At 60.0% G+C, this 19968-nt stretch carries 15 protein-coding genes, 2 tRNA genes and 2 pseudogenes; 17 read left to right on the forward strand and 2 right to left on the reverse strand.

Annotation, left to right across the window (positions count from 1 at the left end; translation table 11 throughout):
• Positions 1-14: 14 nt before the first annotated feature.
• The gene (locus QO002_RS05350; protein WP_307227430.1) at positions 15-1421 is read right to left on the reverse strand and encodes a helix-turn-helix domain-containing protein; all 1407 of its coding nucleotides are present in this window, start codon (positions 1419-1421) and stop codon (positions 15-17) included.
• 120 nt (positions 1422-1541) lie between these two features.
• On the opposite strand from QO002_RS05350, the gene QO002_RS05355 reads away from it, so the two are divergent.
• The 6 genes and pseudogenes from QO002_RS05355 to QO002_RS05380 all read left to right on the forward strand — a co-directional run bounded on the left by QO002_RS05355 (position 1542) and on the right by QO002_RS05380 (position 11767).
• Positions 1542-3074, forward strand: coding sequence for an acyl-CoA carboxylase subunit beta (locus tag QO002_RS05355; RefSeq protein ID WP_307227432.1), 1533 nt, complete (start codon positions 1542-1544; stop codon positions 3072-3074).
• 13 nt (positions 3075-3087) lie between these two features.
• On the forward strand, positions 3088-5091 hold the full coding sequence (locus tag QO002_RS05360; RefSeq protein WP_307227434.1) for an acetyl-CoA carboxylase biotin carboxylase subunit: 2004 nt from the start codon (positions 3088-3090) through the stop codon (positions 5089-5091).
• Between the two features lie 161 nt (positions 5092-5252).
• The gene (locus tag QO002_RS05365; protein WP_307227436.1) at positions 5253-5564 is read left to right on the forward strand and encodes a hypothetical protein; all 312 of its coding nucleotides are present in this window, start codon (positions 5253-5255) and stop codon (positions 5562-5564) included.
• Positions 5565-5578: 14 nt separating this feature from the next.
• Positions 5579-7777 carry a methylmalonyl-CoA mutase gene (gene scpA, locus QO002_RS05370; RefSeq protein WP_370878455.1) on the forward strand — a complete coding sequence of 733 codons (2199 nt, stop codon included), beginning with the start codon at positions 5579-5581 and terminating at the stop codon, positions 7775-7777.
• A 7-nt stretch (positions 7778-7784) separates the two neighbouring features.
• Positions 7785-8187, forward strand: a pseudogene (gene mce / locus QO002_RS05375) (methylmalonyl-CoA epimerase).
• A 445-nt stretch (positions 8188-8632) separates the two neighbouring features.
• Positions 8633-11767: a type 2 periplasmic-binding domain-containing protein gene (locus QO002_RS05380; RefSeq protein WP_307227438.1), complete on the forward strand. Its 3135-nt coding sequence runs from the start codon at positions 8633-8635 to the stop codon at positions 11765-11767.
• Between the two features lie 82 nt (positions 11768-11849).
• On the opposite strand, the gene QO002_RS05385 is transcribed toward QO002_RS05380, so the two are convergent.
• Positions 11850-11924 (reverse strand) — tRNA-Thr (locus QO002_RS05385).
• Positions 11925-12080: 156 nt separating this feature from the next.
• On the opposite strand from QO002_RS05385, the pseudogene QO002_RS05390 reads away from it, so the two are divergent.
• From QO002_RS05390 to QO002_RS05440, 11 genes and pseudogenes are all read left to right on the forward strand, one after another.
• A pseudogene (locus QO002_RS05390) lies at positions 12081-12290 on the forward strand (hypothetical protein); the annotation flags it as partial.
• 229 nt (positions 12291-12519) lie between these two features.
• On the forward strand, positions 12520-13812 hold the full coding sequence (gene murA, locus QO002_RS05395) for a UDP-N-acetylglucosamine 1-carboxyvinyltransferase (RefSeq protein ID WP_307227440.1): 1293 nt from the start codon (positions 12520-12522) through the stop codon (positions 13810-13812).
• A gap of 119 nt (positions 13813-13931) precedes the next feature.
• A complete protein-coding gene (locus QO002_RS05400; protein WP_307233177.1) occupies positions 13932-14369 on the forward strand; it encodes a DUF2948 family protein in 438 nt (145 codons plus the stop codon).
• Between the two features lie 86 nt (positions 14370-14455).
• The gene (hisD, locus tag QO002_RS05405; RefSeq protein ID WP_307227443.1) at positions 14456-15760 is read left to right on the forward strand and encodes a histidinol dehydrogenase; all 1305 of its coding nucleotides are present in this window, start codon (positions 14456-14458) and stop codon (positions 15758-15760) included.
• On the forward strand, positions 15757-16236 hold the full coding sequence (locus QO002_RS05410) for a UPF0262 family protein (protein WP_307227446.1): 480 nt from the start codon (positions 15757-15759) through the stop codon (positions 16234-16236). Before hisD ends, QO002_RS05410 begins: the two co-directional genes overlap by 4 nt.
• A gap of 10 nt (positions 16237-16246) precedes the next feature.
• Complete coding sequence (locus QO002_RS05415) at positions 16247-16720, forward strand: arsenate-mycothiol transferase ArsC (RefSeq protein ID WP_307227447.1); 474 nt, start codon at positions 16247-16249, stop codon at positions 16718-16720.
• Positions 16721-16846: 126 nt separating this feature from the next.
• The gene (gene infA / locus QO002_RS05420) at positions 16847-17065 is read left to right on the forward strand and encodes a translation initiation factor IF-1 (RefSeq protein ID WP_004435948.1); all 219 of its coding nucleotides are present in this window, start codon (positions 16847-16849) and stop codon (positions 17063-17065) included.
• Positions 17066-17176: 111 nt separating this feature from the next.
• Positions 17177-17797: a Maf-like protein gene (locus QO002_RS05425; RefSeq protein ID WP_307227450.1), complete on the forward strand. Its 621-nt coding sequence runs from the start codon at positions 17177-17179 to the stop codon at positions 17795-17797.
• Positions 17798-17799: 2 nt separating this feature from the next.
• On the forward strand, positions 17800-18018 hold the full coding sequence (gene yacG / locus QO002_RS05430; protein ID WP_307227452.1) for a DNA gyrase inhibitor YacG: 219 nt from the start codon (positions 17800-17802) through the stop codon (positions 18016-18018).
• A 179-nt stretch (positions 18019-18197) separates the two neighbouring features.
• A tRNA-Phe gene (locus QO002_RS05435) sits at positions 18198-18273 on the forward strand.
• Positions 18274-19081: 808 nt separating this feature from the next.
• Complete coding sequence (locus QO002_RS05440) at positions 19082-19747, forward strand: hypothetical protein (RefSeq protein WP_307227455.1); 666 nt, start codon at positions 19082-19084, stop codon at positions 19745-19747.
• Positions 19748-19968: the final 221 nt, after the last annotated feature.

The following is a 19968-nucleotide window of genomic DNA, read 5'->3' on the forward strand; positions in this document are numbered from 1 at the left end:
AGCAGCCCTCGCCATCACAGCTTGTAGGGTATCATTGCCCTCAGATGGTGATCGACTGCGATCTTCTGGCGGAGCGGAGGAACCGATCTGCTGGCGCAGTCGCGCCGCTCGCACAGCCGGCAGGATACCCCGATCGGATCGAAACCGCGCTGGTTCGATATATCGAGATCGTCCGCATAGACAAAGGCGTCCGCGTAGGTGATCTCGCAACCGAGCGCCAGGGTGAAGGTGGGACGGTTGTTCCGGTATCCGGCCACGGCTTTCGATGTCTGCGTCGCAAGACAGAGGTAGCGAACGCCATCCGGCGTTTCCGCCAGCTGCCGCATGATCTGCCCCGGCGTTCCTGGCGCCTGATGGGCGATCCAGAGGGGGCACGCGGCGCCGAACCGTGCAAACTGAAGTTTTGTGGCGCTGTGCCGCTTGGTAATATTCCCCGAGCGATCGATCCTTGCAAAGAAGAGGGGAACACCCTTGGCGCCGGGGCGCTGCAGCGTCGAAAGACGATGGCACACCTGCTCCAGCGAAGCGCCAAACCGGGCGGAGAGAAGCTCCAGGTCGTGCCGGAGTTCGGCGGCGGTATCCTTGAAGACCTGATAGGGCAGAAGCAACGCACCGGCGAAGTAGTTGTGCAGGCCGATACGACAGATCTCCAACGCTTCCTGTGTCTTGAAGTTCGCCGCCAATGCGACGGCGTCGATGGTTTCAGCGCCGTGTAGCTGGGCGATCTGCAGTGCGATCTGGAAGTCCCTCGTTGGCGCGGGAAGATACTGGTTCAGCGTCAGTTCCCGGGAAACCGGATCGAAACGGCGAATGGCCGCATGGACCTCGGCATCCTTTCGCAACCTGACGCCATACCGGCTCCCGAGAAATTGACTGAGGGTCGTAAAGGTATCCTGCTCGGCAAGGCGGAGTTCTTGCGCGAGTGCTTCCGCCTGCTGGTCGACGTCGTGAATGTAGTTGTCCACGAAGTGAAAGAAATCGCGCACTTCCTCATAGGGCGTATTCTCCACCAGGATTTGCTCGTCCAGCCGATCGTCAAGGCTCGAAAGCTGTTCGCTGCGCTGCCGGTAGGCCCGATGGCAGTTGATCAGGGCGTGGGCAAACCCCGGCGCATTCTGGGAGACCAGCTTCAATTCCTGAAGGCTGGGAATATAGTTTGCAAACAGAGGGTCCGACAGCGTTTCCGCCAGGGCAGAGACGAGGCGATCTCCGCCTCCGGCCGACAGGTCGCTGATGTCCAGCTTGAACTTGTCGGCGAGCGCGAGCAGGACGGTAGCGGAGACCGGCCGCTGGTTGTTCTCGATCTGGTTCAGATAACTGGTCGAAATTCCCAGTCGTTCAGCAAAGACCGCTTGAGTGGTCTTGTGGGCTTCGCGCAGATCGCGCACCTTTCGTCCGACGTAGAGTTTTCCAGCGGCCATGTTGCTTTTTCGCTAAATGAGATTTGCGTATTTGCAACTTTTACATTTGCACACGATCGGCACTTTTGCCAACCCGTGGTTTTCGCTAGTTCGACAGGGAAATTTAGAAAGAAGGGCATCATGGCGGTTAATCTTGAGAGGCTCGAGCGGCGAAGGGAACAGGCCCGTCTTGGCGGCGGGCAGAAGCGCATCGACGCCCAGCACGGCAAGGGCAAGCTGACGGCGCGCGAGCGCATCGACGTGCTGCTCGATGAAGGCTCTTTCGAAGAATATGACATGTACGTCACCCACCGCGCGGTCGATTTCGGCATGGCCGAACAGAAGATTGCCGGCGATGGCGTTGTCACCGGCTGGGGCACGATCAACGGCCGCCAGGTCTACGTCTTCTCCCAGGATTTCACCGTGCTCGGCGGCTCGCTGTCGGAAACCCATGCCCAGAAGATCTGCAAGATCATGGATATGGCTGTGCGCAATGGCGCCCCCGTCATCGGCCTGAATGACTCAGGCGGTGCCCGCATCCAGGAAGGCGTGGCCTCGCTTGCCGGCTACGCGGAAGTCTTTCGTCGCAATGCCGAGGCCTCCGGCGTTGTGCCGCAGATTTCCGTGATCATGGGACCCTGTGCGGGCGGCGCCGTCTATTCCCCGGCGATGACTGATTTCATCTTCATGGTGCGCGACACATCCTACATGTTCGTGACAGGCCCGGATGTGGTGAAGACCGTCACCAACGAGATCGTCACGGCCGAGGAGCTCGGCGGTGCGAGCACCCACACGAAGAAATCCTCCGTTGCCGATGCCGCCTATGAGAACGACATCGAAACGCTGGAGCATGTCCGCCTGCTCTTCGATTTCCTGCCCTTGAGCAACCGCGAAAAGCCGCCGGTGCGCCCGTTCCATGACGATCCTTCCCGGCTTGAAGCCCGCCTCGACAGCCTCATCCCGGAAAGCTCCGCCAAGCCCTACGACATGAAGGAGCTGATCCTGGCGATTGCCGACGAAGGGGGTTTCTTCGAGCTGCAGGAAGCCTTTGCCCGCAACATCATCACCGGCTTCATCCGCATTGAAGGCCAGACGGTTGGCGTCGTCGCCAACCAGCCGATGGTGCTCGCCGGCTGCCTCGATATCGATTCATCACGCAAGGCTGCCCGCTTCGTCCGCTTCTGCGATGCCTTCTCGATCCCGATCCTGACGTTGGTCGACGTCCCCGGCTTCCTGCCGGGCGTGGCGCAGGAATATGGCGGCGTCATCAAGCACGGCGCCAAGCTCTTGTTTGCCTATTCGGAAGCGACGGTGCCGATGGTGACGCTGATCACGCGAAAAGCCTATGGCGGCGCCTATGACGTCATGGCCTCCAAGCATATCGGCGCCGACGTCAACTATGCCTGGCCAACCGCCGAAATCGCCGTGATGGGCGCCAAGGGCGCGACCGAGATCCTCTACCGCTCCGAACTCGGCGACGCTGACAAGATCGCCGCCCGGACGAAGGAATACGAGGAGCGCTTCGCCAACCCCTTCGTTGCCGCCGAACGCGGCTTTATCGACGAGGTGATCATGCCCCATTCCTCCCGCCGCCGCATCGCCCGTGCCTTCGCCTCGCTCCGCAACAAGCAGGTGACGACCCACTGGAAAAAACACGACACGATCCCGCTGTGAGGACTTAAAAATCATGATCAAGAAAATCCTCATCGCCAACCGTGGTGAAATCGCCTGCCGGGTCATCCGCACGGCGAAGAAAATGGGCATCGCCACCGTTGCCGTCTATTCTGATGCTGACCGTGACGCCCTGCATGCGCGCGAGGCCGATGAGGCCGTGCATATCGGCCCGGCGCCGTCCTCCCAGTCCTATATCGTCATCGACAACATCCTTGACGCGATCCGCCAGACCGGCGCCGACGCCGTGCATCCCGGCTACGGCTTCCTGTCGGAAAACGCAGCTTTTGCCGCAGCACTCGAAAAAGAAGGCGTCGCCTTCATCGGCCCGCCGGTCCGGGCGATTGAGGCGATGGGCGACAAGATCACCTCGAAGAAGCTTGCGGCCGAAGCCGGCGTTTCCACCGTGCCCGGCCATATGGGCCTGATCGCCGACGCCGACGAAGCCGTGAAGATTTCCGGTGAGATCGGCTATCCCGTGATGATCAAGGCATCTGCCGGCGGCGGCGGCAAGGGCATGCGCATCGCCTGGAACGACATTGAGGCACGCGAAGGTTTCCAGTCCTCGAAGAACGAGGCAAAATCTTCCTTCGGTGACGACCGCATCTTCATCGAGAAGTTCGTGACCCAGCCGCGCCATATTGAAATCCAGGTGCTGGGCGACAAGCATGGTAGCGTGCTCTATCTCGGCGAGCGCGAATGCTCGATCCAGCGGCGAAACCAGAAGGTCATCGAGGAAGCCCCGTCCCCATTCCTCGATCCGGCCACCCGCAAGGCCATGGGCGAGCAGGCGGTGGCGCTCGCAAAAGCCGTCGGCTATTACTCGGCAGGCACTGTCGAGTTCATCGTCGATGGCAACAGGAATTTCTATTTCCTCGAAATGAACACCCGCCTGCAGGTCGAGCATCCAGTCACCGAACTCATCACCGGCATCGATCTCGTCGAGCAGATGATCCGTGTCGCGTCAGGCGAAAAGCTGGTCTTCGGTCAGGACGACGTAAAGCTGAACGGTTGGGCGATCGAAAGCCGCCTCTATGCCGAGGATCCCTATCGCAACTTCCTGCCCTCCATCGGCCGCCTGGCGCGATATCGCCCGCCGGTCGAAGGAAAAGCCGCAGATGGCTCTGTTGTCCGCAACGATACCGGCGTCTTCGAAGGCGGCGAGATCTCGATGTACTATGATCCGATGGTCGCCAAGCTCTGCGCCTGGGCGCCGGACAGGCTGTCGGCCGTCGATGCCATGGCCCGTGCGCTCGATGATTTCGAGGTCGAGGGTATCGGCCACAACCTGCCGTTCCTGTCGGCCGTCATGCAGCAGGATCGTTTCCGCGAGGGCCGGCTGACAACCGCCTATATCGCGGAGGAGTTCCCGGATGGCTTCCAGGGCGTCGAGCCGGATGTCGCTTCCGCCCGCGTGCTGGCTGCCGTCGCCACCCTGGTCAATCAGGTGCTGCAGGAACGTGCGGTGCAGATTTCCGGCACCATCGGCAATCACCGCCGCGTCGTGGCCAAGGATTGGGTCGTGCGCTTTGGCGATACGGAGCTTGCCGTCACGCTTGAAACTGGTGCGGAGGGCGTCAGCATCCGCTTTGCCGATGGCACTGCTCTGTCGACCGCCGGCACCTTCGTGCCCGGCGCCACCCACGCCCGCTTCACGATCGGCGGCGAGCCGATCGGCGTGAAGATCGATCTCGTCGGCTCCGCCATCCGGCTGCGCTGGCGCGGCATGGATATCCGCGCCCATGTCCGCTCGGCCCGCGTTGCGGCCTTGGCCCTGATGATGCCGAAGAAGCTTCCGCCGGATACCTCGAAGATGCTGCTCTGCCCGATGCCCGGCGTCGTCACGATGATCGCGGTCTCGGAGGGTGAAACGGTCGAGGCCGGTCAGGCGCTGGCCACTGTCGAGGCGATGAAAATGGAAAACATCCTGCGCGCCGAACGCCGCGGCACGGTCAAGCGCGTGGCGGTCACCGCAGGCGCGAGCCTCGCGGTGGACGAGCTGATCATGGAGTTCGAGTGATGTCCGTCAGGACAGAGGGGGGTAAAACCCCAATCACCAAACTCTCCGTCCCCGCAAATCCCCGCGCCCCGTCTGCATGCCATCATCGCCCCGTCCTGTCATCGGCTACTCCGCGAGGCGTCGCGGCGAGGCGGGATCGGCGCCGGGGGCTGGAGCGGGACGTGATCTCCTTCTTCCGGGGTTGGCAGAAAATGCTCCCCTTCTGCGGACGCCCGGGCGACAATGCCCTGTGTTTCGCCGCAGGCGTGCCTGTGCGGCACACAACGCCCTTGGAGACAGGGGAAGCAGAGGGAGCGGAGTTGCGGACAAAAACCGCTGAACGGGGCGCTTCCGGGCGTCATTTATTTACTCTTGTTCGCGGCACCCTGAAGCGCCCCGGCCGAGATATCAAAGACCTGAAAAACCACGGCGGCATCCCGCGCGTGGATAAAGCCATTTCCGGCGCGCCCGTGGTCATTGCCGCCGCCGACTGAAGAGGAAACAGCCCATGCCCGAAAAGACAGGGCCCGACAAGACAGGGCCTGAAAAGACGAGGCCCGAAAAGATAAGGCCCGACAGGACGATCGCCGATTGGCAGGCCCTTGCCGAAAAGGAGCTGAAGCGCTCGCCCGATGATCTCGTCTGGCAGACCCCGGAAGGCATTGCCGTCAAGCCGGTCTATACCGCAGACGATCTTGCCTCGGTCGATCACCTGGGTTCACTGCCCGGCTTTGCCCCGTTCACCCGCGGCCCCCGCGCGACAATGTATGCCGGCCGCCCCTGGACCATCCGTCAATATGCCGGCTTCTCGACGGCCGAAGCCTCGAATGCCTTCTATCGCAAGGCGCTCGCCGCCGGACAGCAGGGCGTCTCCGTCGCCTTCGATCTCGCCACCCATCGCGGCTATGACAGCGATCACCCCCGCGTCGTCGGCGATGTCGGCAAGGCCGGCGTGGCGATCGATTCGGTCGAGGACATGAAGATCCTGTTCGCCGGCATCCCGCTTGAGAAGATCTCGGTGTCGATGACCATGAACGGCGCCGTCATCCCGATCCTGGCCAATTTCATCGTCGCGGGCGAGGAGCAGGGTGTTCCTCGCGCCGCGCTCTCCGGCACCATCCAGAACGACATCCTCAAGGAGTTCATGGTCCGAAACACCTATATCTACCCGCCTGAGCCCTCGATGCGCATCATCGCCGATATCATCGAGTATACGGCGAGGGAGATGCCGAAATTCAACTCCATCTCGATCTCCGGCTATCACATGCAGGAGGCCGGCGCGACGCTGGTGCAGGAACTGGCCTTCACGCTGGCAGACGGCCGCGAATATGTGCGCGCCGCCATCGCCAAGGGCCTTGATGTCGATGAGTTCGCCGGCCGCCTGTCGTTCTTCTTCGCCATCGGCATGAATTTCTTCATGGAGGCCGCAAAACTCCGCGCCGCCCGCCTGCTCTGGACGCGCATCATTGAGGAGTTCGAGCCGAAGAAGGCCTCGTCCCTGATGCTCCGCACCCACTGCCAGACCTCCGGCGTCTCGCTTCAGGAGCAGGACCCCTACAACAACATCGTCCGCACCGCCTTCGAGGCGATGTCGGCGGCCCTTGGCGGCACCCAGTCGCTGCACACCAATTCCTTCGACGAGGCGATCGCGCTGCCGACGGAATTTTCCGCCCGCATCGCCCGCAACACCCAGCTCATCCTCCAGCATGAAACCGGCGTCACCAGGGTCGTCGATCCGCTGGCCGGCTCCTACTACGTCGAAAGCCTCACATCAGAGCTTGCGGAAAAGGCCTGGGCACTGATCGAGGAGGTCGAAGCGCTCGGCGGCATGACGAAAGCCGTTGCCGACGGCCTGCCCAAGCGCCTGATCGAGGAAGCCGCCACCCGCCGCCAGGCCGCCGTCGATCGCGGCGAGGAAGTCATCGTCGGCGTCAACAAGTACCGGCTGGAAACCGAGGACGATCTCGACATCCTCGATATCGACAACGCCGCCGTGCGCGCCGCCCAGATCCGCCGCATCGAGGAAACCCGACGCCGCCGCGATTCAGCGGACGTCAAAGCGGCGCTCTCGGCACTCACCGAGATCGCCCGCACAGGCGAAGGCAATATTCTGGAAGCAGCAGTGACGGCCGCCCGCGCCCGCGCCACGGTCGGTGAAATCTCCGATGCACTGCGCGTCGTCTTCGGCGATCATTCGGCGGTGCCGGAGGTGGTCAGCGATATCTACGGCGAGGCCTATGCTGGCGATCCCGAGCTTGAGACGCTCGCCATCAGGCTTGCCGAGGTCTCCCGCAGCATCGGTCGCCGACCGAAGATCATGGTCGCCAAGCTCGGCCAGGATGGCCACGATCGCGGCGCCAAGATCATCGCGTCGGCCTTCGGCGACATGGGCTTCGACGTCTTGGCCGGCCCGCTGTTCCAGACGCCGGAGGAGGCTGCCGACATGGCGCTTTCCACCAAGGTCCACGTGCTCGGCGTCTCCTCGCTCGCTGCGGGTCACAAGACGCTTTTGCCGCAACTGGTGGAGACCCTGCGCGAAAAGGGCGGCGGCGATATCATCGTCGTCTGCGGCGGCGTGGTGCCGCGCCAGGATTACCAGTTCCTGATGGATCACGGCGTCGCCGCCGTCTTCGGCCCCGGCACCAATGTCATGGACGCCGGCCGCGCCGTACTGGATCTGCTGGAAGGCAAGCTAAGAAACCTGTGAGGGAAAAATGATAAGCTGGCTCAATCATATCGCGATCGTCGTTCCCGATCTCGCAAAAGCTGCAACGCAATATGAGCGTCTCGGCGCGACCGTTTCTGCACCCATCGACTTGCCGGAACACGGCGTCACCGTCATCTTTGTCGGAATTCCAAATACCAAGATCGAGCTCCTGCACCCGCTTGGCGAGGGATCTCCCGTTGCGAAGTTTCTCGAGAAAAATCCCCGCGGGTGGCATTCATCATATCTGCTTCGAGGTCGCCGAAATCGAAGAGGCGTCGGACAAGCTTCGTGAGATTGGCGTGAAGGTTCTCGGCGACGGGAAACCGAAATTTGGCGCACACGACAAGCCCGTCCTCTTCGCGCACCCGAAAGATTTCCAGGGCGCGTTGATCGAATTCCAGGAGATGTAGACGTGAAAATATTGTCTGGAGCGAATGGAAAAATTCTCGATGCAGGATGATGCGACGCACGCCCGTCTCTCTCCGCTCGAAGAATTCCGACTGTGCAACCGTGACCGCGTGTTCCCTGATCAGCTTCGCCGTATGAAACGTGTGCTCGCGGGTTGAATATTCGCCTTTGCATTCATGCTCGCCGGTCTGAGGCGAGGTATCTTAACGGGATGTTCATAAAACCGGTACCAGGATATTTCTTGTCTTTCTAATGCAAACTATGATAGAATTTTTAGATTGGGAAGGAGCAAGTGATGCGTGTGTTCTTGATGGCATTTCTGTTGGTGTCGCTGTCAGTCGCAGGAGTGGGACAGGTCGTTCCAGCCCATGCGGGACTCGCATGCGATCCTAAACAGCAGACCTGCTGATCGTACGATTCCTACCTTACAGAAGTAGGAGTTAAACGATGGGCGAGAAAACGGATGTGTGGCCGGCAGATGTGCCAGCCCAACTGTGGAACTATGATCTGTTGCAACCGGCAACAGACCGGCCTTTTCCGCTCCCACTGATGGGAATGAAGCCGGATTGGGTGTTTGTCGGCTACTATGCGGTCGGTATCGCCATCATCCTGATGTTTGCCTGGAAGCGCTTCAACAAGCGGACGTTTGGCACCTCGCCCGATGATTATCTCGTGCTGCAGGAGTTGAGCCCCACCGAGTTGCGGGGCACGGGCAAAATGGTCCAGGCCTATTGCTATTATGCCGGCATTCTGCTGCTCATCTACAGCGGTTTCGCGTTGTTCGGAAATCTGATCGTCGCGGCGCTGAAATCGACGGATATTGCCGGTCTTCAGGTCACCATTGATCCCACCTCGCTCGGCAGCCGAAGCTGGCCGATTACGCTTGCGCTTGCGTTTGCGGGATTCACCGAACTGTTCAGGCCGATCGACGTGATGGAAGTATGGCTACGCCGCCAGGCCCATCATTGGGTGGGGATTCCGACGCGCGTAATGGCGCGAACGGAGAGGCTGCTTCATGTTCTCGACGATGAAATGAAGGTCACGGCGGGCAAGAACGATCCGAGCGGCCCGGACGGCAGGAGGCTCCCCGCCTGGGCGATCGATCACATCAGGAAGAAGATGAATGTCGGCCGCCTCATGCAGAAGTATAAGCAATTGAAGGGCATGGCGGCGCTCGTGCAGGAGCCGGGGTCATGGCCCGACATCTCTCTGCTCAATACGGTAAAGCCCCTGGCAAAAAAAGTGTCACTCGAGGCAGAAGCGGCGCTGCTGAACTTCGAGGAGGTTCTGAACCTGAACACCAGACTCGAAACCATTTCCGATGATAAACCACCACCGGCCAAACCTGGAGAAAGTGTAGCCCCAGGGAGCGCGGAATCAGCTGAGCAGGTCGCTGCACGCAACCGGGAGAAAAGGCTCCAGATGCTCGACGCCGCAATAGCGGCTGTTAACAAATCCCGGCGGGAAACTGGCGCGCTGCTTACCGTGTATGCAGAGCGCGATGCGCAGAAGGCCGGCCTTGGACAAACCCCTATCGAGAAAGCGATCAAGACGGCTTTCCCATCCGAGCCGCCGACAGATATCGGCTTTTGGCTTCTTTTCCTGCTGATGCCAATCTTCTTTCTCTACGCAACGATGACCGGGTTCGGGATGCATGGCATGATCAGCAATGTTAAAACCAACCTCATCACCATCCTGGCGACCGCGGCTGCAGAAACGTTCAGGCTTGTCGCAATCTTCCTGCTGCCGCTGCTCGCTGTCGTGGCGTTGAGAAGTTACCTTAAGGAAATCAACCGCTGGCGTCCGCTAACCCTGGGAGGGTTCAACCGCGCGGTACCAATGCAGGCCATCGCCGTGGGCCTTGTCGCCGCCGTTGTTGCCACCATCGCGCTAACGGGGTTCAGCCTCGGCGTGACGGCAGTGGTAGCGGAAAATAGGGATCGATTTCGCACCATTCTGTTTTCGGCGCGGCCGGCAGCGATACCATACTACCTCTCCTATGCCTTCTGCGCCGTGTTCTTTACGCTCATCACGATCTGGGCCGTGGACTCTCTGCTCGAAGTAAAGTCCCGCCCCAAGGCATTTGGCTTCGGAGTGCTCAATGCATTCGTCGTCATGTTGCTGATGGCTATCCATTTCCTCATGTGGACGGGAAGGGGCTGCGGCGAGTTCAGTTGCCTGTTCACCACCATCGGCGAAAGACTGAGCTCGAGTGCGACCCTTTCCGACGTGTATGCGCAGCTCAATCTGACCGATTTTGTAGCCTATTTTGCCATAGGCTTCCTCTCCGCCGGGCTGTTCGCTTTTCCCTCGACAGCGGAGGATACGGGTAAGGACGGTGCTGACAGGCCGCATTCACAGCGTATCTTGGGGGCAGCCTGGGTTATGCTGGCGGCTGTCGCTTTATTGTTGCTGCTGGTGCCCACCCCACTCCTTGCCGGTGGCGAGGGATCCGCGCCCGCTTCTCGGTCCAAGAGGGTCGTCTATGTCGGCGTTCGCACCAATGCCGAGCCCTTTTCCTACAAGGCTGGCAAGGGCCGGGAGCAGATCGGGCTCGCCTATCGGGGATACGCGGTCGATCTTTGCTATCAAATCCTCGAGGGGGCCGGCTATAGCGTGGAATTCGTGCCGGTTACACCCCGCAATAGGTTCAGTCTGATCCGAAAGGAGCCCGGCAAGGACGGCGATTGGTCAGTTGCGGACAAGGCGAAACCGGTGGTAGATATCCTCTGCGAGCCGACGACCTTGCGCTTCAATCGCACGATAGAAGATTCGAAAGGCATTTTCTCTCCGATAATTTTCGCGACGGGCGTTTCGTCGATCATGCGATCCTCTCGCGCTCCAAACGCTTCAGACACCTATCTGGCCTATGTCGATGGAACGACAGCGGGCTTCGTTGCGGACAAGGCGTGCAAGAACGATATGTTCGCCATCTATGACGAAGCGGCATCTGACGGCACGGACTGCTCGCCGGTCTTGGAGCCGACCCGTGAGAGTTTTCGTGATGGCCGAATGCTCTATGCCGACGACTGCAATCCGACGACCCAGTCTGCGTCGGTAGTGGATCCAAAATCACCGAAGGACAAAAGGGTGTCTGTGCAGCCCAAGGCGCGCTATCATGTCTGTGCCTTTGCAAGTCACGACGAGGTAATCGAGTGGTTTTGCAATTTCTCCGATAGGGCACTAAAGGCAAGAATCGTCTATTTTGGCGATCAGGAAATAATCAGGGCCAAGTTGGCATCGGCCCGCGCTGAAGGGCGTTGCCCGGAGGGTGGCATAGAGCCTCAGTCGGCTTCCTATACATATGAACCCTACGCGCTTTTGATGAGCAATACCGATCCTGAACTCGTGCAGGTCGTCCAGCGCGGCGTTTATGACTTCTTCTCCCACAGGAGCAAGGCGATAGGGCTTTTCTCCACCTATTTTCCAGGTGCAGAGATGTCGCCAGTGCTGGCATATCTCTTCCTGCTCAACGCCGTGGAAGATGAAATTTTTTTCCAGGTTCCCTATCTTGAGCGGGAGCGCACCATATACGCCACGCAGAAGGGTGCTTATCTCTTTGGAAAGCGCAACGGCCAATAAGGCCCGAGCGCCGCCGCTGTCACCCATGTGCACCGGCGACGAGCGATGGCGTCGATAACCTGTTGAAAAGTATCGAAAAAAATGGTGCTGCTAGAGAGATTTGAACTCTCGGCCTCTCCCTTACCAAGGGAGTGCTCTACCCCTGAGCTATAGCAGCATCCGGCGCCGCGGATCAGTCCGTTCCGGCGCAAGCGAGGGCCTATTGCCATAGCTGGTTGGCAAGCGCAAGCACCAATCCGCAGATTTCGCGTGAGGATCGAGGAAAAGGGTGGATGACTTTCGGTTTCTTCCGTTTTGCGCTATGGCGAGGATCATGGAAAAAGATGAGGATCAGGCGAACGGCTCTTTGCCGTCGAAACCGGTACGCTCCCGTGCCGCAGAGGCCGAGCGCCAGGCTGAAGCGCGCCGCGAGAGGGCGGCAAAGACCCTGCGGGAAAACCTGTTGCGACGAAAGCAACAGGGCAGGGCGCGCAGGGCGGGTGCGCCAGACGAGGCTTCGGGATTGCCGGGAGCGCGCATTGATGCGGCATCCGGAAGCGCGACGCCCGCCGAGGACGAACCGCGTGCTGCCGTAAATTCGCGCGAATCAGGCGAATAGAATTCCAACCAGCGTGCAGGTGGCCGGGACATCCCCCGTTTCGGCTTGCTGCCCGATGCAATGTTCTTCTCATTTCCCGGCGCTTCGGCTATGACGCGCCAATCCCACAGGAAGACAGTCTTCTAGGAAAGGCGGGCAAGGCCCGTAGTGTTATATGGACCGTATCAGAATAACCGGCGGCAACGAACTGCGCGGCATCATCCCGATCTCCGGCGCAAAGAACGCCGCCCTGCCGCTGATGATCGCCTCGCTCCTGACCGATGACACGCTGACGCTCGAAAACGTGCCGCACCTGGCAGACGTCGAGCAGCTCATCCGCATTCTCGGCAATCATGGCGCGGACATCTCCGTCAACGGCCGCCGCGAGCGCCAGGGCGAAAGCTATGCCCGCACTATCCACTTCACCTCGCGCAACATCGTCGATACGACTGCCCCCTATGAGCTCGTCTCAAAGATGCGGGCGAGCTTCTGGGTCATCGGCCCGCTTCTGGCGCGCGAAGGCAAGGCGCGCGTTTCGCTGCCGGGCGGCTGCGCCATCGGTACACGGCCGGTCGATCTGTTCATCGAAGGGCTTGCGGCGCTCGGTGCCAACATCGAGATCGACAGCGGCTACATCAACGCGACAGCACCGAAGGGTGGTCTCATCGGCGCCCGTTACGTGTTCCCGAAGGTTTCCGTCGGCGCCACCCATGTAATGATGATGGCGGCGACACTTGCCAATGGCGTGACCACGATCGGCAATGCCGCCCGCGAGCCGGAAGTCGTCGATCTCGCCAATTGCCTTAATGCCATGGGCGCCAAGGTCTCCGGCGCCGGCACGAGCACGATCACCATCGAAGGCGTGACTTCGCTCTCGGGTGCCCGCCACCGCGTCCTGCCGGATCGCATCGAGACCGGCACCTATGCCATGGCCGTCGCCATGACCGGCGGTGACGTTCTGCTGGAAGGCACGAATGCCGCCCTGCTCGATACCGCTCTCGAAGCCATCCGCCGCGCAGGTGCAGAAATCACCGAGACCGAAAGCGGCCTGCGCGTCGTGCGTAACGGCAGCGGCATCAAGCCGGTCGATATCGTCACCGATCCTTTCCCGGGCTTCCCGACCGACCTGCAGGCGCAATTCATGGGCCTGATGACCAAATCATCGGGCGTTTCCCATATCACCGAGACGATCTTCGAAAACCGCTTCATGCACGTCCAGGAACTTGCCCGCCTCGGCGCCAAGATCTCCCTGTCGGGCCAGACGGCAAAGATCGAAGGTGTCGAGCGGCTGAAGGGGGCGCCGGTCATGGCGACAGATCTTCGCGCCTCCGTCTCGCTGGTGATCGCCGGTCTGGTCGCTGAAGGCGAAACCATGGTCTCGCGTGTCTACCACCTCGACCGCGGCTTTGAACGGCTGGAAGAAAAGCTCAACCGTTGCGGCGCCAATGTCGAGCGCGTCAGCGACTGATCGTTCGATCTCCCGCAAAGGCTTTAAGCCGCAGCCTGCTGTTGCGCAAAGCACGAGGCCGTCCTATGTCCTTCATCGACAATGCGGTATTGAAGGCTGCGGCAAGGGATCGAACACGCATGAACACATTGAAGCTGATGGCGCTGGATACCGAGGATCTGGAGATCGTCTCCGCCCATGTGCAGGACGCGGTCTTCAAGGTATCGGACATCGCCTTCAACGCCCGCTCCGGGCAGTTTTCCATCGAGCTCAATCGTTTCGTCTGGGAAAGCGCCGAGGAGCGTTCCAAGGTCTATGAGCGCCGGCGGGCCGTGCTGCTCTTCAAGCGGGTGAGCGCCGTGCGTTCCATCGGCTTCGATCGGCGCGATATCGACAAGGTCCTCTCTTTGTTGGCGCTGCGGTTCGAGCAGAACGGCGAGGGGCCGGATGGCAAGCTGGAGCTTCTGCTGTCGGCCGATGCGACGATCGCGCTCGATGTGGAATGTATCGAGGCGCAGCTTGCCGATACCGGTGCCGCATGGGAAACCGGCTTCAAGCCGCGACATCCGGCGGCCTGACCGCTAAAGACGTGCTGCCGTCTGCCGCTGGCAGCAGGAAGCCGCTTCGGCTTGACCACATTCGCATATGACAAGGATCTGATCGCGTGGCTATTCGTCTGGATTATCTTTCCCCCGCCTTCGAGGCTGATTTTGCAGCCTTCCTGACGACGAAGCGCGAAGTCTCCGAAGACGTGAATGCAACCGTGCGGGAAATCATCGAGGATGTACGCCAGCGGGGAGATGCGGCGCTCGTTGATTATACGCGTCGTTTCGATGGCCTCGATCTGGCGATCACTCCTATGAAGGTGAGTGCCGAGGAAATCGATGCGGCCATCGCCGCGGTTCCCTCCGAAGTCCTGGGCGCGCTCAAGGTCGCGGCCGTTCGCATCGAGGCGCATCATACCCGCCAGCGGCCCAAGGACGATATCTATGAGGATTCGATGGGGGTCGGCCTCGGCTCCCGCTGGACGGCAATCGATGCCGTTGGCCTCTACGTGCCGGGCGGTACCGCAAGTTATCCGAGCTCCGTGCTGATGAATGCCCTGCCGGCAAAGGTCGCAGGCGTCGAGCGCATCGTGATGGTGGTTCCGGCCAATGCCGGCGTCATCAACCCGGCTGTGCTGGCTGCAGCGCGCATGGCCGGTGTTGAAGAGATTTACCGGATCGGCGGCGCGCAGGCGATTGCAGCCCTTGCTTACGGCACGGAGACCATCGCGCCCGTTGCCAAGATCATGGGGCCGGGCAATGCCTATGTCGCGGCTGCCAAGCGCCAGGTCTTCGGCACGGTTGGCATCGATATGATCGCCGGCCCGTCAGAAGTGCTGGTCATTGCGGATCGCGACAACAATCCCGATTGGCTCGCCGCAGACCTCCTGGCCCAGGCCGAGCATGATGTCGGCGCGCAGGCGATCCTGATCACCGACGATGCGCCGCTGGCGGCGGCCGTCGAGGCGGCTGTCGAGCGCCAGCTGGCGCTTCTGCCGCGCGTCGAGACGGCACGGGCGAGCTGGCGCGATTTTGGCGCCGTGATTCTTGTGCCGGATCTGGACGGTGCCGTTCCGCTGGCAAACCGCATCGCTGCCGAGCATCTGGAGCTTGCCTTGGCCGGTGCTGATGCCATGATCCCGAAAATTCGCAATGCCGGCGCGATCTTCGTCGGCAGCCATACGCCGGAAGTCATCGGCGATTATGTCGGCGGTTCCAATCACGTCTTGCCGACAGCGCGCTCGGCTCGTTTCTCCTCGGGGCTTGGCGTGCTGGATTATATGAAGCGCACCTCGATCCTGCGTCTTGGAGCCGATCAACTGCGGGACCTTGGTCCGGCGGCGATCGCGCTTGCTCGTTCCGAGGGGCTGGAAGCCCATGCACGCTCGGTTGCGATCCGCCTCAATCTCGGGGACGAGGGATGACGAAACCCTCCAGCCACCGTCTTTGCGATGTCGTGCTGGATGAAACCATCGGCCGCTCGACCCCTGATGTCGAGCACGAGCGGGCGGTGGCGATCTTCGATCTGATAGAGGAAAATTTCTTCGAGCCGACCAATCATCCGGGTGGTCCCTACAGGCTCAACCTGTCGCTGATCAATGCCAAGCAGCTGGTTTTTGCCATCAGCACTGAAGGCGGCGAGGACGTCGCCACCCATATCCTCTCGCTGACCCCCTTTCGTCGCATCGTGAAAGATTATTTCATGATCTGCGAAAGCTACTACGAGGCCATCCGCCAGTCTACGCCAAGCCAGATAGAGGCGATCGATATGGGTCGGCGCGGTATTCACAACGAAGGCTCGCAGACCCTGATGGACAGGCTATCGGGCAAGATCAAAGTCGATTTCGACACCGCCCGCCGGCTGTTCACGCTGGTCTGCGTACTCTATTGGCGCGGGTGAGACCGTGACGATGGCGGTTGCTTCAGAGCTTGCAGTGGAAAGGAAGCCGCCGCGCTCGATCCTCTTCATGTGCGGCATGAACGCCATCCGTTCGCCGATGGCCGAAGTGCTCGCCAAGTCGCTGTTGCCGCAGGGAACCTATGTCGCCTCCGCCGGCGTCAGGATCGGCGAGCGCGATCCTTTCGTCGATGTGGTGCTCGATGAGTTGGGGTTGACCGCGGGCCGCCATCAGCCCCATACACTGGATGAACTTGAAGACGATTATTTCGATATGATCGTCACGCTTGCACCGGAAGCCCATCACGCAGCCCTCGAACTCACGCGATCCATGGCGATTGATGTGGTATATTGGCCGACACCCGATCCGACCGTCGCAACAGGCACTCGCGAGCAGATCGTTACGGCCTATCGGGAGGTGCGAGACCATCTGGCGGCGCTGATCCGTCATCGTTTGCTTGGACAAACGCCCGCCAAGATGCGATAGGCAGACAATTCCAGCAAAAGCGGGATCATCGCTGTTCACAAATGGGCGGTGATTGTGTAGTTTCCGCCAAAATTTTGAATGGGCGCCTTAAGCTGTCCCGACTAAAACCAGAAAGACATATCCTACATGGCGAAAGAAGAAGTCCTCGAATTCCCGGGCGTTGTTACCGAATTGCTTCCCAATGCGACGTTCCGCGTGAAGCTTGAAAACGAGCATGAGATCATTGCTCATACCGCAGGCCGCATGCGCAAGAACCGCATCCGCGTTCTGGCGGGTGACAAGGTGCTCGTCGAAATGACCCCTTACGACCTCACCAAAGGCCGCATCACCTATCGCTTCAAGTAAGCACGGTCGCCGGCTGCTCGCTATGCCGGCTGGCAATGGCCAGATATGGTGCGATCGAATGATCAATCCCAAAGCCGCCCTGAACTGAAATCGAACGATGGCCCTGTTGCGATGGCGTTGACACAAAAGCTTATCCTCGCCTCCGGCTCGCCCCGCCGTGTCGAACTTCTGGCACAGGCCGGCATCGAGCCCGATCGACTGATGCCGATGGATCTTGACGAGACGCCGAAGCGGGCGGAGCATCCGCGCTCGCTTGCCTGGCGACTTGCCGAGGAGAAGGCGCGCGCCGCACTTGCGGCGTCCAAGGGCGAACCGGGCTGGGATGGTGCCTATATTATCGCCGCCGATACGGTCGTTTCCGTCGGCCGGCGTATTCTCGGCAAGCCGGAACTGGTGAGCGACGCATCCAGCGCGCTGCATCTCCTGTCGGGCCGCAGCCATCGCGTCTACACCGGCATCTGCCTTATTACCCCGACGCGCGCCGTGCGACAGAAGGTGGTCGACACCAAGGTCCGCTTCAAGCGGCTCTCCACGCGCGATATCGAAAGCTACATCGCCTCCGGCCAGTGGCGTGGCAAGGCGGGTGGCTACGGTATTCAGGGTATCGCCGGCAGCTTCGTCGTGAAGCTCATCGGCTCCTATACCAACGTCGTCGGCCTGCCCCTGCAGGAGACCGTGAACCTGCTTTCCGGCGAGGGATACGATATCCACAGCCGCTGGACGGAGGGCTGAGAATGAGTGCAGGTGACGACGAGAAGCCGTCTGCGAAGGTGGCGCCGCTGCGCAAGACTGTGCCTTGTCCGGAATGTGGCAGGCCTTCGCACCGCGAACATTATCCGTTCTGCTCGGATCGCTGCCGCAATGTCGACCTGAACCGCTGGCTCAGCGGCTCCTATGCCATTCCTGTTGCCGACGACGAAACGAAAGCGGATGGCGATGACGGAAACGGCTGAAAAAATCACTCCATAAACAAGCAATTTCAACAAGTTCGCCGGCTCTGCAAAAACCTGGAAAAAAACGTCATTTGGTGCTGGACACCGCCGAACAAGATGTTATAACCCCGCTCACTTCCGGGGCGAACCAAGCGCCCCGCGGTTTCCGAAAAGGAAACTTCTGCTGAAGAAGCAGGGATGCCCGGATAGCTCAGTTGGTAGAGCAGCGGATTGAAAATCCGCGTGTCGGTGGTTCAAATCCGCCTCCGGGCACCATTCAGCCTGAATAAAATCAATAACTTGCGGCTCTAGTCTCGGCGGATTGGTATCAACCGCGTTGCTTTCCCAAAGTCTCTACCGTTTGCCTACCATTCGCCCTAGAGCCCGAGGGCGTAGGGAGTGGTCGAATTTTTTCGACGAAGTCTCCCTTATTCCGTCTGTCGTTTCCGCCGACCTTCCTACCGTTTTGCGAGACGCAGCCGCGAGGGAGAAGCGCCGACTCGAATGAAGGGCCAAACGAGAACGGAACGAGTATGAATAGGCTAAAAGTTTGGCTCAGGTGAATATTGCAGCCGTAGCGGGCAGCATCAGGTACCAGGATTTCCCGCTGCGGCTCCGGCACGGGGTGCCAGACTCCGCCTTTCCATTCATGCCACCTGAACACGCCGGCGCTTGGCTTTCCACGGAGCGCTGGTCGAGTCGCGCCGGTGCTCGGGCCGCCCTCAAGACATCAGGACTGAGATAGACAATCATGGATATGAGGAGCCGGCGAAACCGAAGGATGTCAAATAATGACCCCGTGGAGACATTTTTCACGGGGTCGCTCGTAGCTCACCTCCGAATATACGTTGGCCATTGGTTGCCAAATTCGATGAAGCCGGTTGCCGGGTCCACCCGTATTACGAAGCTGCTAGCCAAAGGTGGTTGTGGGCAACCGCAAATACATCGTGGTCAAAGCCGAAATGCGGTGATACCGACCCCTGCCTCTTCTGTTCTGGAGATTTGACTAGTGCGATACTTGGCTGCGTTAATCCCGTTGATAATGCCGACCGTCCTTGCCACATCTGCGACCGCGAGCGACGACATGAAGTTCTTCGTAACGACGCCCGTTCTCCAGAAGATGAAGTTCGATGGGATCGAGGGCCGCGCAGAATTCACGATCCTGCCGCCCGATGTCCAACGACCGCTGACACAACACCAAGAAGAATTGATTGCCAAGTACCGACTGCTAAACGATGGTTGCCAAGGTGCCTACCCCGGTCCTGAAACGGACAAGGTTTGCGAGCAAAGGGATAAGGTGAACCTTAGCAAATTCGGCATCTGCTTCGGAATGAAAGAGCAAACTTTGGCTGACTCGCAGTGGCATGCCTGCAGGGTCTCTTCATACGGATACGAAATCGGTTCTGAAAGTTTCAGAGTTACATGCCGACCAGGCGAAAGCATTACGGTCTCACTTGGTATCTTCGCCTTGGAAGACCTTACCGCGGTGGCGAAAGGGCACGGTGTGGTGAAGCTCAGAAAGAGTGAACTGAGCTCAACCTATTCAGTCATCAAGGTCCCCATGGATGACGGAGATCGAGCGTCGATCAATTACGATTTCGATGCCACGGGTGCGAACCTTCTTCGCGATCTTTACGACGGGAGAAGCGCGAAATTTCCGATCGGCTCCGGCTCTATATCCGTTTCGATTGGGAGCGGCAACGATGCGCTGCGCGATGAAATCGCCCATGCGTACTCGGTCTGCAAATAGGCCATAGTCACGAACGGATAGTTGCATCCGTGCCGACCGTCTCGGTGTTCTTCTCAACGCAGGCAAACAAAAACCCGATGTAGGGCGGCAGCTTTTTCGTCCTATGACGGTCACCATATCATTTTTAGAAGGACGAGGACGGTTCAGCTCTCCTTACACCAGTTGCCGTCGTGGTCGATCTGCACGTTCCTCACGCATGCTCTACCTTCTCCGAAATGTAC

It is taken from the genome of Pararhizobium capsulatum DSM 1112 (assembly GCF_030814475.1).
Classification (GTDB): Bacteria; Pseudomonadota; Alphaproteobacteria; order Rhizobiales; family Rhizobiaceae; genus Pararhizobium; species Pararhizobium capsulatum.

Bases quoted from the DNA above. Each gene is read 5' to 3' on its own strand.
- infA (WP_004435948.1), top strand. From the start codon at position 16,847: ATGGCGAAAGAAGAAGTCCTCGAATTCCCGGGCGTTGTTACCGAATTG.
- QO002_RS05360 (WP_307227434.1), top strand. From the start codon at position 3,088: ATGATCAAGAAAATCCTCATCGCCAACCGTGGTGAAATCGCCTGCCGG.
- QO002_RS05355 (WP_307227432.1), top strand. From the start codon at position 1,542: ATGGCGGTTAATCTTGAGAGGCTCGAGCGGCGAAGGGAACAGGCCCGT.
- scpA (WP_370878455.1), top strand. From the start codon at position 5,579: ATGCCCGAAAAGACAGGGCCCGACAAGACAGGGCCTGAAAAGACGAGG.
- QO002_RS05440 (WP_307227455.1), top strand. From the start codon at position 19,082: ATGAAGTTCTTCGTAACGACGCCCGTTCTCCAGAAGATGAAGTTCGAT.
- QO002_RS05350 (WP_307227430.1), bottom strand. From the start codon at position 1,421: ATGGCCGCTGGAAAACTCTACGTCGGACGAAAGGTGCGCGATCTGCGC.
- murA (WP_307227440.1), top strand. From the start codon at position 12,520: ATGGACCGTATCAGAATAACCGGCGGCAACGAACTGCGCGGCATCATC.
- QO002_RS05425 (WP_307227450.1), top strand. From the start codon at position 17,177: ATGGCGTTGACACAAAAGCTTATCCTCGCCTCCGGCTCGCCCCGCCGT.
- QO002_RS05415 (WP_307227447.1), top strand. From the start codon at position 16,247: ATGGCGGTTGCTTCAGAGCTTGCAGTGGAAAGGAAGCCGCCGCGCTCG.
- yacG (WP_307227452.1), top strand. From the start codon at position 17,800: ATGAGTGCAGGTGACGACGAGAAGCCGTCTGCGAAGGTGGCGCCGCTG.
- QO002_RS05380 (WP_307227438.1), top strand. From the start codon at position 8,633: ATGGGCGAGAAAACGGATGTGTGGCCGGCAGATGTGCCAGCCCAACTG.
- QO002_RS05400 (WP_307233177.1), top strand. From the start codon at position 13,932: ATGAACACATTGAAGCTGATGGCGCTGGATACCGAGGATCTGGAGATC.
- QO002_RS05410 (WP_307227446.1), top strand. From the start codon at position 15,757: ATGACGAAACCCTCCAGCCACCGTCTTTGCGATGTCGTGCTGGATGAA.